11 protein-coding genes and 1 pseudogene are annotated in these 12,186 nt (G+C 71.3%); 4 read left to right on the top strand and 8 right to left on the bottom strand.

All coding sequences use genetic code 11. The features are described 5' to 3' along the window. Positions 1–95 precede the first annotated feature (95 nt). Complete coding sequence (locus IE136_RS07525) at positions 96–1,520, top strand: purine-cytosine permease family protein (protein WP_189599882.1); 1,425 nt, start codon at positions 96–98, stop codon at positions 1,518–1,520. A gap of 55 nt (positions 1,521–1,575) precedes the next feature. Then, positions 1,576–3,237, top strand: coding sequence for an amidohydrolase (locus IE136_RS07530; protein ID WP_189599883.1), 1,662 nt, complete (start codon positions 1,576–1,578; stop codon positions 3,235–3,237). A gap of 114 nt (positions 3,238–3,351) precedes the next feature. Here IE136_RS07530 and IE136_RS07535 read toward each other — a convergent pair whose 3' ends face one another. The 3 genes from IE136_RS07535 to IE136_RS07545 form a co-directional block, all read right to left on the bottom strand. Further along, positions 3,352–3,990 carry a DUF305 domain-containing protein gene (locus IE136_RS07535; RefSeq protein ID WP_189599884.1) on the bottom strand — a complete coding sequence of 213 codons (639 nt, stop codon included), beginning with the start codon at positions 3,988–3,990 and terminating at the stop codon, positions 3,352–3,354. Positions 3,991–4,102: 112 nt separating this feature from the next. Continuing rightward, on the bottom strand, positions 4,103–4,540 hold the full coding sequence (locus IE136_RS07540; protein WP_189599885.1) for a DUF6153 family protein: 438 nt from the start codon (positions 4,538–4,540) through the stop codon (positions 4,103–4,105). A gap of 98 nt (positions 4,541–4,638) precedes the next feature. Continuing rightward, entirely contained in the window at positions 4,639–4,983 is a 345-nt protein-coding gene (locus IE136_RS07545) for a tetratricopeptide repeat protein (RefSeq protein WP_158994915.1), read from the bottom strand. A gap of 153 nt (positions 4,984–5,136) precedes the next feature. Here IE136_RS07545 and IE136_RS07550 point away from each other — a divergent pair, with 153 nt between their 5' ends. Next, the gene (locus IE136_RS07550; RefSeq protein WP_158992616.1) at positions 5,137–6,102 is read left to right on the top strand and encodes a pirin family protein; all 966 of its coding nucleotides are present in this window, start codon (positions 5,137–5,139) and stop codon (positions 6,100–6,102) included. A gap of 38 nt (positions 6,103–6,140) precedes the next feature. Here the strand turns inward: IE136_RS07550 and IE136_RS07555 are convergent, their stop codons facing one another. The 5 genes and pseudogenes from IE136_RS07555 to IE136_RS07575 all read right to left on the bottom strand — a co-directional run bounded on the left by IE136_RS07555 (position 6,141) and on the right by IE136_RS07575 (position 10,461). Further along, positions 6,141–6,443, bottom strand: a complete 303-nt coding sequence (locus IE136_RS07555) for a hypothetical protein (RefSeq protein WP_189599886.1) — start codon at positions 6,441–6,443, stop codon at positions 6,141–6,143. Between the two features lie 716 nt (positions 6,444–7,159). Then, on the bottom strand, positions 7,160–7,327 hold the full coding sequence (locus IE136_RS07560) for an ATP-binding protein (RefSeq protein ID WP_269783604.1): 168 nt from the start codon (positions 7,325–7,327) through the stop codon (positions 7,160–7,162). A 45-nt stretch (positions 7,328–7,372) separates the two neighbouring features. Further along, positions 7,373–7,783: a DUF3995 domain-containing protein gene (locus IE136_RS07565; protein WP_229818692.1), complete on the bottom strand. Its 411-nt coding sequence runs from the start codon at positions 7,781–7,783 to the stop codon at positions 7,373–7,375. Between the two features lie 304 nt (positions 7,784–8,087). Further along, a complete protein-coding gene (locus IE136_RS07570) occupies positions 8,088–9,170 on the bottom strand; it encodes a hypothetical protein (RefSeq protein WP_189599887.1) in 1,083 nt (360 codons plus the stop codon). A 95-nt stretch (positions 9,171–9,265) separates the two neighbouring features. Next, positions 9,266–10,461, bottom strand: a pseudogene (locus tag IE136_RS07575) (hypothetical protein). A 290-nt stretch (positions 10,462–10,751) separates the two neighbouring features. Between IE136_RS07575 and IE136_RS07580 the strand changes: the two are divergent. Continuing rightward, positions 10,752–12,119: a lysine N(6)-hydroxylase/L-ornithine N(5)-oxygenase family protein gene (locus IE136_RS07580; protein WP_189599888.1), complete on the top strand. Its 1,368-nt coding sequence runs from the start codon at positions 10,752–10,754 to the stop codon at positions 12,117–12,119. The last annotated feature ends 67 nt before the right edge of the window (positions 12,120–12,186 follow it).

The following is a 12,186-nucleotide window of genomic DNA, read 5'->3' on the forward strand; positions in this document are numbered from 1 at the left end:
CGCAGGTCGCCGAGGTCTTGACGCGGCGGTCACCTCTCCCACATCTTGAATGCCGTTCTAACTTATAGAACGGCATTCAAACTCTGGGAGTGGGCATGGCGCAACAGACGCGAGCGGCGGACGTCGGCCGCGACGAGGTCTTCCAGGTCGAGGGCCACGGCATCGACCCCATCCCGGACGCCGAACGGCACGGCAGCGCCAAGGACGTCTTCTGGCTCTGGTTCGGCTCCAACCTGACCTTCACCTACGTGATCAACGGCGCCCTCGCCGTCGCCTTCGGTCTCTCCTTCTGGCAGGCCACCGCCGTCGTCGTCATCGGCGGCCTCTCCTTCTTCGTCATCAGCGCCGCCGGACTCGGCGGCGTCCGCACCGGCACCGCGACCCTCGTCATCTCCCGTGCCGCCTTCGGTGTCCTCGGCAACTGGCCCGCCGGACTGCTCAACTGGGTCGTCTCCATCGGCTACACCATCGTCAACACGGTCGTCGGCACCCTCGCCCTCGAAGCCTTCCTCGCCGACCTCGGCTGGGGCGGCGGTCACGCCCCCCGCGCCCTCGCACTGGCCGTGACCCTGGCGATGACCTTCGCCGTCGCGCTCTGGGGCCACGCCACCGTCCAGTTCGCCGAACGCTGGATGGCCTACGCCCTCGTCGTCGGCTTCGTCGCCCTGCTCGCCTTCGTCCTGCCCGGCACCGACACCGCCGCCCCCGCGGCCGGGCCCGGAGCGTCCGGCTGGAGCCTCGCCTTCGTCGTGATGCTCGCCGGCCCCTTCTCGTACGTTCCCATGCCCGCCGACTACACCCGTTACCTCCCGCGTACGACCTCCCTGCGGGCCCTGACCTGGAGCGGCGGGCTCGGCGGCTTCCTCTCCTCCGTCGCCCTCGGCGTCGCCGGCGTCGCCGCCGCCACGCAGGCCGACATGACGGACGCGGTCGCGGGCGCCGAAGGACTGCTCCCCGGCTGGTTCCAGCCCCTCTTCCTCGCCCTGGTCCTCGGCGGCTCGGTCACCAACTCGATCATCACGCTCTACTCCTCCAGCCTGAACCTCCAGGTGCTCGGCATCCCCTGGACCCGCGCCCGCGCCATCGTGATCAGCGCCGCCGTCACCGCGATCGGCTCGCTCGGCGCCCTCTTCCTCACCGACTTCACCACCTCGCTGCTCTCCTTCCTCTCCCTCCTGATCATCGTCTTCGCCCCCTGGGGAGGCGTCTTCCTCGCCGACATGGTCCTGCGCCGCTGCACCTACGCCTCCGGCGCTCTGCACGCCGGGCCGGACGGCCCCTACTGGTACCGGGGCGGATGGCACCCCGCCGGTATCGCCGCCCTGCTCTCCGGCATGGTCTTCGCCGCGCTCACCTGTGACTCGGAACTCTGGACCGGCCCCCTCGTCGCCCCGCTCGGCGGTGCCGACCTCACGCTCCTCGGTGCCGTGGTCTCGGCGCTCGTGTACGTCCTCCTCGCGCGCCGCGCCGTCACGCCCGCGCCGGGGTTCGAGGCCCCCGCCGCCCCCGCCCAGCCGTAACACGCCCGCTCAGCCTCAACACCCAGGCACGTCCGCACGACAAGGAAGCCCCCGCATGAACAGCAGTGCTCCCGCCGACCTCGTCCTCACCGGCGCCCGCATCCACACCGTCGACCCCGCCCTGCCCGAGGCCGAGGCGCTCGCCGTGCGCGACGGACGGATCATCTGGCTCGGCGCGGCCGCCGACGCGGCCGACTGGACCGGACCTGGCACCCGGAGCATCGACGCGGGCGGACGGCTCGTCCTCCCCGGGTTCATCGACGCCCACAACCACGTGCGCCTCGGGTCCGACGACGACTGCGTCCAACTTGCCGGCGCGCGGAGCCTCGAAGCGGTCCACGAGCGGATCGGCGCCTGGCGGTCGGCCCATCCCGACGCCGAGTGGATCGAGGCGGAGGCCTTCGACTACTCGGCGATCCCCGGCGGACGCATGCCCACCGCCGCCGACCTCGACCCGGTCACCGGCGACACCCCCGCCCTCGTCCTCAGCTACGACGTGCACACCGCCTGGCTCAACACCGCCGCCCTGCGCAGCCTCGGCATCCGAAAGGGCCGCACCAGCCTGCCGTTCGGCGAAGCCGCCACCGACCCCGGGACCGGCGAACCGACCGGCTTCGTCAAGGACTTCGCCGTCAAGGGCCTCTCCCGGGACGGCCACCGGGCCCTGCGCGAGCTGGGCGTACCCTGGGCCGCGCCGGACCGCCAGTACGGCAGGCTCGTCAAGAGCCTCGACGACGCCATCGGATACGGGATCACCACCGTCGTCGAGCCTCAGAACTCCCTCGACGACCTCGCCCTCTTCGAGCGCGCCCGCACCGAGGGCCGGCTCCGCTCCCGTATCGTCGCCGCCCTCTTCCACCCGCGCGGCACCACCGACACCGATCTCGACGAGTTCTCGGCGGCGGCGGACACGTACGCCGACGACCGGCTGCGCGTAGGGCCGCTGAAGCTCTACATCGACGACGTCGTCGAACCCCGCACGGCCGCGCTCCTGGAGCCGTACACCGGCTGCGGCCACCACCGCGGCGACACCTTCTATCCGCCGGAGGAGTTCGCCGAGCTCCTCGCCCGCCTCGACGCCCGCGGCTTCCAGTGCTTCGTCCACGCCACCGGCGACCGCGGGATCCGTACGGTGCTCGACGCCGTGGCCCACGCCCGTACGGTCAACGGCCCGCGCGACGCCCGTCACCAGGTCGTCCACGTCGAATGCCTGGACCCGGCCGACACCCCGCGCTTCGCCGAACTGGGCGTGGTCGCCTGCATGCAGCCCCGTCACGCCGCCCCCGACATCGCGGGCCCGGGGCAGGACTGGGCCGAGAACATCGGCCCTGACCGTTGGCACAAGGCGTGGCCCCTGCGCAGCCTGCACGCCGCCGGAGCCGTCCTCGCCCTGTCCAGCGACTGGAACGTGGCCGAGATGGACCCCATGGTCGGCATCTACACGGCCGTCACCCGCCGCCCCCTGAGGGGCGGCGGGGAGCCCTGGACGCCCGAGGAGACGATCGACGTCGCCACCGCCGTCGAGGGCTACACCATGGGGTCGGCGTACGCGAACTTCCTGGAGGACGAGCGCGGTTCGCTGAGCGTCGGCAAACTCGCCGACTTCGTCGTCCTCTCCCGGGACATCCTCCGCATCGACCCGGAGGACATCCCCGGCACGGTGGCCGAGACGGTCGTGGTGGGCGGCGAGGTGGTCCGCCGCCGAGCGGACGGCTGAGGCGCCGACCGCGGCCGCGAGCGAGTCGGCGAACGATCCCGCGACCGAGGCCGGGCGGGTGGCCCCCTCAGGGCTGAGGGGGCACCCGCGAGACTGTCCGCGCGCGGCGGTCGGTCAGAGCCGGTCGAGGATCTTCCGCAGCTGCGCGACCTCGGCGGACTGGGTCCGTACCACGTCGTCGGCGAGCTTCTTGGCCGTCTCGTCACGGCCGTTCTTCCGCTCGGCCTCGGCCATCTCGACCGCCCCCTCGTGGTGGGCGATCATCAGCTCCGCGAACTTCCTGTCGAAGGCACTGCCCTTGGCGGCGGCGAGAGCCTTCATGTCCTGCTCGGACATCATCCCGGCCATGGCATGACCGTTGTGACCGGCGGACTCGGGCCGGCCCCAGCTCTTGAGCCAGGTCTTCATCTTCTCGATCTCCGGACCCTGCGCCTTCTCGATGTCGACGACGAGCCTCTTGATCTCGGTGTCCTCGGCCCGCCCGTCGGCGAGCCTCGCCATCTCCAGGGCCTGCTGGTGGTGCGGGATCATCAGCTGCGCGAACGTCACGTCCGCGTCGTTGAACGCGCCCGGGGCGGCGCTCTCGGTTGCGGTCGCGGACCTGGACGGGGAGGCGGAGGCCGTGGTCTCGCCGTGGTGAGCCTCGCTGCTCGCGGAGTCGTCGGTGCCGCAGGCGGCGAGCAGAAGGCCGGCGGCGGCGACGGCGCCGGCCAGGGCGAGCTTGCGGGTGGCGGGGTGGTCGAAGGTAGGCATGTGTGTCACACCTCGTGTGCTGTCGGTAGGCGTACGCGACGGGCGTACGCGCGGAATGGGCCGAAGGGACGCGTCTGCGGGCGGCGCGAGGCGCCCGCGGTGGCGGTACGGCCTAGATCCGCAGGACCGACAGCTGAGCGAGGTCGGGAGGCCGGCGCGGCGGGGCGTTCGGCCCGAGCGCGGAAGTGAGCTGGCCGATCAGCCGGGCGGGCCGGCCGGGACGACGGCGGAGGGCGGCGAGGACGAGCCGGGCGATCGCCCAGATGCCGAGCACGGCGACACAGAGCGTGGACATGTCCATGTCCATCCCGGTCCCCGAGCCGTGCGACGGCGACGAGGAGGCGGGACCCTCGCCGTGCACCAGGTGCTCAGGGGCCGACTCCGGGGCCACGGCATGGCTCGTACCGGTCGTGCCCGCGTCCGACGGGCTGTCGGGATGACCCACCGCGTGCATCACGAAGACGCCGAGCGCGAGCACCACGACGAGCAGCAGGTGCGCGAGGGCACCTCCCGCTCGTACGGTGCGGCGTCCCACCCGTCCCGTATGCATGGCTCGAACCTCCCGCGACGACCTTACCGAACGGACCGGGGTGCCCCGCAGGAGGCGACACCGTCACCGCGAGGCGAACCGGCCGCGTCGCGCGGGGGTCACTCGGGCGTCTCCCCGGCCATCGCGGCCGCGAGCCGCAGGTGCGGCGCGGCCTCGGCGGCCCGGCCCTGCCGCTCCAGCGTGCGCCCGAGCATCAGCCGGGCGTAGTACTCCACCGGGTCGCGCTCCAGCACCGCACGCAGCTCGGTCTCCGCACGGGTGAGCTGCGCCGAGTGGTAGTAGGCGCGGGCGAGCAGCAGGCGCTGGGCGGTCTGCTGGGGGTGCTCGGCGACCAGGCCGCGCAGGATGCGGGCGGCCGTCAGGTACTCCTTGGCGTCGAAGAAGAGCTGGGCGCGATCCCAGCGCTCGCCGGCCGTCCCGAACTCGAAGTAGGTCTCGTCCACTTGCTGTCCCTCACCGTTTCCCTCGAAGGGGCCCGTCCATGCCGCCCGGTGGGGCGGTACCTGCGTCAACATCGCCACATGGTTGAACATTCCACTATTATTTTCGCGTGGGCACACCCCACCTCGTGCTCGGACAGGAATAGGTTGAGCGCCATGAGCAATCTTGATCGTGAGGCGTCCCTCACCGTCTGCGGGGGCCGCGGTTTCGTCGTCGCCGAGCCGGTGCGGGAACTCCTCAGCCCCCGCCACGTCCGGCTCGGTGAATCGACCGAGGTCCGCCGCCTGCTCCCCAACCTGGGCCGCCGCATGGTGGGCGCGTGGGCGTTCGTCGACCACTACGGCCCCGACGACATCGCGGACGAGCCGGGCATGCAGGTCCCGCCGCACCCGCACATGGGGCTCCAGACGGTGAGCTGGCTCCACGAGGGCGAGGTCCTGCACCGCGACAGCACGGGCAGCCTCCAGACGGTACGCCCCCGAGAGCTGGGCCTGATGACCTCCGGCCGGGCGATCTCCCACTCCGAGGAGAGCCCGAAGTCCCACGCGCGCTTCCTCCACGGCGCGCAGCTCTGGGTGGCGCTCCCGGACGCCCACCGCCACGTCGAACCGCACTTTCAGCACCACGCGAGCCTCCCGCAGGTCACGGCTCCCGGCCTCACGGCCACGGTGATCCTGGGCGCCCTCGACGGCGCGGAGTCCCCGGGCACCACCTACAGCCCGCTGGTCGGCGCCGACCTCTCCCTCGCGGCGGGCACGGAGGCAAACCTTCCCCTGGAGCCGGACTTCGAGTACGCGGTCCTGTCGATGTCGGGCGAGGCCCGCGTCGACGGCGTCCCGGTGCTCCCCGGCTCGATGCTCTACCTCGGCTGCGGCCGCACGGAACTCCCTCTGCGCGCGGTCTCGGACGCCGGCCTGATGCTCCTCGGCGGAGAGCCGTTCGAGGAGGAGATCGTCATGTTCTGGAACTGGATCGGCCGCTCCCAGCAGGACATCGAACAGGCCCGCGAGGACTGGATGAACGGCACCCGCTTCGGCGAGGTCAAGGGCTACGACGGCGCCCCCCTCCCCGCCCCGGCGCTGCCCGCGACGCCGCTGAAGCCCCGGGGAAGGGTGCGTTGAACAGGGGGCGAGCTCTCAGTCACGGCCCTACGCGGTGCTCAGTCCTGGAGGCTGAGCGCCGGGCGGAAGCTGTGCACCTCTTCGGGGAACCGGCTCCACAGAACCTCTGAGCGCACTTCGCCCGCGAGTACCTGGGGCAGGAATCGCGTCACCGTCATCGCGTACCTTTCCCATTCCTCGCCTCCCTCTTCATTGATCATGATGGTCCATTCGTCCGGATCTTGACCGGGGCGCAGGAGCCAGAAGAGGTACTCGCCGTTGTCGGTGGTCGCCCAGGGAATCAAGCGGTTACCGGGTGAGATGTAGTCATGCGGCAGCCGGACGCCGGGCTCCTGCTCCACCGCCCCCCACCCCCTGGCGGGCGGGGCGGGGCAGGAGTCCCGTCAACCGGGCAAGTGGCATGTTCACGGTCGCACCCTATCGGCGGTGGTCCGGCGGGGACGGAGTCCTGACGGGGGAATTCATCGCTTGGGCACGTTCATGATGGTGACGATGTTGACGCCCGGCCCGCTGGGTCCTCTCGGAGTGAACGTGAACCCGTTGTTTCCGTATGCCTCGATGGTGACCCCACGGGGATCTTGCTGTTTCTGTCCGCGTAGATCGGGGTGACGCTGTGCGACTACTTCTCTGCCGCTGACGATCGGGCTGCCGTCGCAGCCTCCGGACTCCTGGAGGGCCGGGGCAGGCGGAACTCGAGGTGGTCTTCCTCGAGAACATCGATCCGGTCGTCGCGATCGCCCGGCTCGAAGCCATCATGACCGGCTGCAGCCATGAGGAGGCCAGCGAGCGCCCGCGGTCCGGGCAGCTACTGTCAGAGCCGGAGGACGGCCCGCCGTTCGTGATCAGCCTGTCGGACACCCTGATCGATGCCCTGCCCTCGCCACGGCATCGCTGGACGACCTCGTCCGCTTTGCCGAGCCGAGGTCGACGACCGACGAACTCCGGCAGATCGGGATCAGCGTCCAGGCCACGGCCGCTGCCCTGGAAGCCCTGGCCGGACTGGCTCAGCGCGCTCAGGCTTCCGGCCGGCGGCTGTATTGCCGGTGGGCCTTGTGACTCACCGGTGTCCGGTGCCGTTGTCCTTGTTCAGCAGCTCGCGCCGCCGGCGAGTGAGGTGGGAGTCTCCGGTAGGGGTGAAAACCTCGGCGTGGTGGACCAGGCGGTCGGTCAGCGCGGCCGCGACCACGTCGTCGGAGAAGGTCTCTCCCCGGCGTCCGAAGGGCAGGTTCGATGGCGTCCGCGACCTGGCCCGGGTCTTGTCGACAACGTGCTAACGCCTGCTCGCGGCTACCGCGACGATGCCGCTGAGCGCGGCGAGTGCCACACACAACGGTGAGTACAGGAACGAGTTCAGCCGCTGGAATTCGATGGCGGCTCCGGAGTTCATGAAGTATCCCCCCACACCCCGGGCGAGCAGAACCGCCGCCAGGCCGTACATGCCCACCACCCGCAGCCATTCTGGGCCGATTCCCGGGACGGACTCATTGACCATGAGGGTGAGCACAGCGCCACCGACCAGTGCCAGACCCACGAGAGCGGTGCTCGGTCCCGGTGGCATCACGCCGTCGTCGCTGCCACCGATCGTCCTGGTGAACGTCATCGCGTCCTTGAACGGCCACGGTGAGAAAACCCAGATGAAGTGCAGTACTCCGATGGCCGTAAGGACGATCGCCAATGCCATGGGGGCCACAGTGCGGACCATTCAGTCCCTCCGAAACTCGTCGGGCAACGGCCGCCGCTGCACGCGCAGTTGGCCGTACACCCATATCGCGTCGCGCCACGCCATTTGATGGAAAAGAACGCACGGGCTGGCTTCGTGGGCCTGATGCTACGCGGCCTGCACGAGGGCCACGCGGGTGCGGGGTGCCGAGTGGCTCACATCACCGCCGCGCCGAACCGACGTCTGTAGAGGGTGCGTTGACGCGTCGGTCACCAATTCTGCGTGCGCGAGACCGTCGCGGCGCCGGCGATGTCCCGCGCGGGGCCTACTGGAAGCTGAGCCGGTGGCGGTGTGTCGGGTCGACGGGGCAGGTATGGATGCGCATCAGGCCGCGACCGAGGTAGACGCCGACCGGGTCGATCACGACCGGGTCGTCGGCCGAGTCGCGGTCCTCGAGCGGAAGCCAGCTGCTCGAGCCGCCGTCCCACTCGCACTTGTCGACGGTGAGCAGGGGAGGCATCGGTGCGCCGCAGGCCGCGCAGTCGACCGGTGCGGGATCGGTGAGGTGCCAGGACGCGAAGCCGCCCACCTTCCAGCCCGGTGCGATGGACAGGTCTCCCATGTAGTCGACCTCGTACTCCTCCCGCGCCCGTGTCCCGGCCATCGCGGCCTCGTACTCCTCGTAGGTGGCGTAGCTCTGCGGGGCGGAGGAGTCGTACGCGTCCTCGTCGTTCTCCTCGTCGTCCAGGAGGCCCTCCTCCCAGTCGGCGATGTCGTCCTGGAGTGCGTCGCTCAGCAGGCCCAGGTACTCGTGCTCGACGACCCGTTCAGGGTGCAGGACGCACGGGGTGGGCACGCATTCCTCGCGGCCCGCCACCGGGGGCTCGGGCTGGTCCGTCAGGACGTCGCCGACTTCGTGCGAGCGCCGCCACTTCAGTACGACGTCGATGGTCCGATCGGGGCCGTGGACCTCGAAGGGACACCAGAACACCTGGAGCAGGTCGTGGCCTTCCGGACCGACGAGGTCGGGGATGTCCCGCGTGTACAGCTGGGCGACGGCCGACAGCGGCAGAGGCTCGCCCCCGAGGTCCGGGGCGTGCCGTCCGGGGCCGGTGGCGGCGAGGATCCGCCGCTCCTCGTCGGAGAAGTCCCGCCCTCTCGCCCCGGCGAGGACGCGGCGCTTGAGCCGCACGTCGGCAGGCCGATGGCCCGTGCCCTTGGTGTGCGCCGCGGTGCACACCGGCCACGGCTCGTCGGCCGGCCACAACAACGGGCCGGCCACCGAGCTTTCCTCCGCGTTCGCGACGCCCTGGCGGGGATGCAGGCGCGTGGCCGTACGCCGGTGGGCGGAGAGGGCGGGGAGAACGGCTTCGATGTCCACCGGGCGCGGGGGCGTGGTGCGGGTCATGCGGTCCTCCAGGGCGGTTCGGCGTCGGTGCCGTACACCGTTGTCGTCGCGGTCTCGATGCGCTCGTCGAGGACCGAGACCCACTCCCGGCCAGGCTAGAACAGGCCGGCGCGCACGTGCTGCGTGAGGTTCTCGAGGATCTCCCGCAGCCATGGGCTGCGGACGGTGGGTAGCCGGACCAGGGTGCGCTGGAACGCTGCCGGGTCTGCCCGGAACAGATGACAGGGGTGCGGCGCGGGCGGGTCGTCGCGGAGCACGCCGTCGGGCATGCCGCCCGACGCGGGGACGGGCAGACGCGGTTCGGGGAAGGCCAGCCAGAGCCACACCTGAACGGCAGCGGCACCGGATGTGCCGAGGCGGCCGGCCCGGCCGGGGCCCAGGTCCTCCCCGTCTGCGGATGGACCGGTACGAGGAGTATGCCGGCGTCCACGTCGGGGGCGGGCAGTCCCGGTCCGGCCAGGACACCGCGCCGCGCCGGCGGACCCGCGGGCAGCAGCGCGTCGAGTGCGCGTTGGAACACCTCCCCGGTCAGGCCGCCCGGGACGGTCAGGACACCGCGCCGCGCCGGCGGACCCGCGGGCAGCAGCGCGTCGAGTGCGCGTTGGAACACCTCCCCGGTCAGGCCGCCCGGGACGGTCACCGGCCGGCCTTCCGAGGCCGCCAGCAGGTGAGCGAGCGCCCGGCCGGCCGCGGCCTCCCACCGCGGGCTCCATGACCACCGGTGCTTCGTTCCCAGCCGCGATCCCCACGTGGCGATCGGCTCGAACGGGGGCGTGCCCTTCCCCTCCGCCCTCAGCTCCGCCCAGGAGAGCGGTGCGGCGCCGGCGCCGGCGACCGGTCGGCGACGCACGGCGCTCGGGGCGAGCCACACCGCCTGCCAGAGGGAGCAGTCGTCGATCCGGCTCGCAACAGGCCGGCCGCACGCCTCGCAGGCCATGTTGGGGCCGTCGGCCCCGTCGAGGCCGCAGCAGCAGCCGCCGCCCTTCTCCGGGATCAGCAGGGTGCCGCGGGCGTCGCCGGGTGCGATGACGACCGCGCCGGGCGCGCCGTCGGACAGGGCGTGGACCGGCGCGTAGACACCACGGGCCGCCGCCTCGTCCGGATCGAACTCCTCCCACCTCCGCCACGGCGGCCCCCAGGGCTCGGGGTCCACGGCGAACGTGCCCGACTCCATGAGCACGGGGAGCTGAATCCCGTTCCCGTACTTCTGATGGGCGTGGACCGGCAGGGTGACCTGGGACAGCGGGGCGGTCAACTCGGCGCCGCACCCCGCACACACGAAAACGAACAAATGCCCTCCGCTGGGAATCAAGAGAGCATCGTCGCAGCTCGGCGGCGGTCGGCCAACGAGTTTTCGCCCGCTTCGGGCCGGAGCCCCGTCGCCCGCCGCCTCCGGGGGTCCGCGCCCTCGCTGTGAGAGGCGGCTCGGACGGCCGTCGAGGTCATCCGGGCCGGCCTCGAGTGGACTTGACACCCCGTAGGGAGTGAGGGAAGTTAGGCCCGCCTTACCTTAGTGGCTCGTCGTGGGCGAGGAGCCGCGCGGGTGTGGCGATCAGTCCTGGATCCAACGGAAGGACCAGCATGTCGGGACGCCGCGAGGACAGTGGTCAGACCGCGGGCGGCGCCGCCCAGGACCTGGTCGGAATAGGGTTCGGCCCGTCCAACCTCGCTCTGGCCATCGCGGTCACCGACCACAATCGCCGCGATCCCGAACGGGCGCTCCGGGCGCGGTTCGTGGAGCAGCAGGAGCGCTTCGGCTGGCACCGGGGAATGCTGCTGGAAGGGGCCACCATGCAGGTCTCCTTCCTCAAGGATCTCGTCAGCATGCGGGACCCCAGCAGTCGCTTCTCCTTTCTGATGTACCTGCAGGAGCGGGGCCGACTGGCCGACTTCATCAACCAGAAGACCTTCTTCCCCACACGGATCGAGTTCCACGACTACTTCGAGTGGTGTGCCGCGGCGTTCTCCCGCGCCGTCGACTACGGGCGGCGCGTCGTCGAGGTACGGCCCGTGCGCGGCGGGGACCGGGTCGAGGCGGTCGAGGTCGTGTCCGAGAGCGTGTCGGACCCGTCCGACCGGCAGGTGCTGCGGGCGCTCAACGTCTCGGTCGGCACCGGTCTCACGCCCCGCCTCCCCGACGGGGTGACCCAGGGCGAGCACGTGTGGCACACCCGCGACCTGCTCTTCCGCGCTCCGGAGGCGACGAACCGCCGTTACCGCCGCTTCGTCGTCGTCGGTGCGGGTCAGTCCGCCGCCGAGGCCGTCGACTACCTGCACCGGACCTTTCCCGACGCCGAGGTCAACGCCGTCTTCACCCGCTACGGCTACAGCCCCGCCGACGACAGCCCGTTCGCCAACCGGATCTTCGACCCCTCCGCGGTCGACGACTTCTTCACCGCGCCCGAGAGCGTCAAGCAGGACCTCTACGGCTACCACCGCAACACCAACTACTCGGTGGTGGACGGCGACCTGATCGAGCAGTTGTACCGCACGCACTACCAGGAGAAGGTCAGCGGTCGCGAGCGGCTGAAGATACTCAACACCACCGGCCTTCAGGGCGTCGAGCAGCTACCGGACGGCGTACGCGTCCTGCTGCGTTCGCTGACCACCGGTCAGGAGAAGTCCCTGGACTGCGACGCCGTCGTCATGGCGACCGGCTACCGCCCCGTCGACCCCCGGAGCCTTCTCGGTGAACTCGCCGCCGACTGCCTCGCCGACGACCAGGGCCGGCTGCGCGTGGACCGCGACCACCGCGTACTGATGGCCGATCACGTCGACGTCGGGGTCTACCTCCAGGGCGGTACGGAGCACACCCACGGCATCACTTCCTCGCTGCTCTCCACGCTCGCCGTGCGCTCCGGGGAGATCTGCGACTCGCTCCTGCTGCGCCGCACGGCCGAGGCTCTGCGCGCCGACCGCGGCAAGGAGATCGACGCGCTCCTCGGCTGAGAAACGCGCCGGGAGGGACGAGGCCGCCCTCCGCACCGGACACGGCGCGGAGGGCGGCCTCGTCTCT

Source organism: Streptomyces lateritius, from assembly GCF_014649715.1.
Lineage (GTDB): Bacteria > Actinomycetota > Actinomycetes > Streptomycetales > Streptomycetaceae > Streptomyces > Streptomyces lateritius.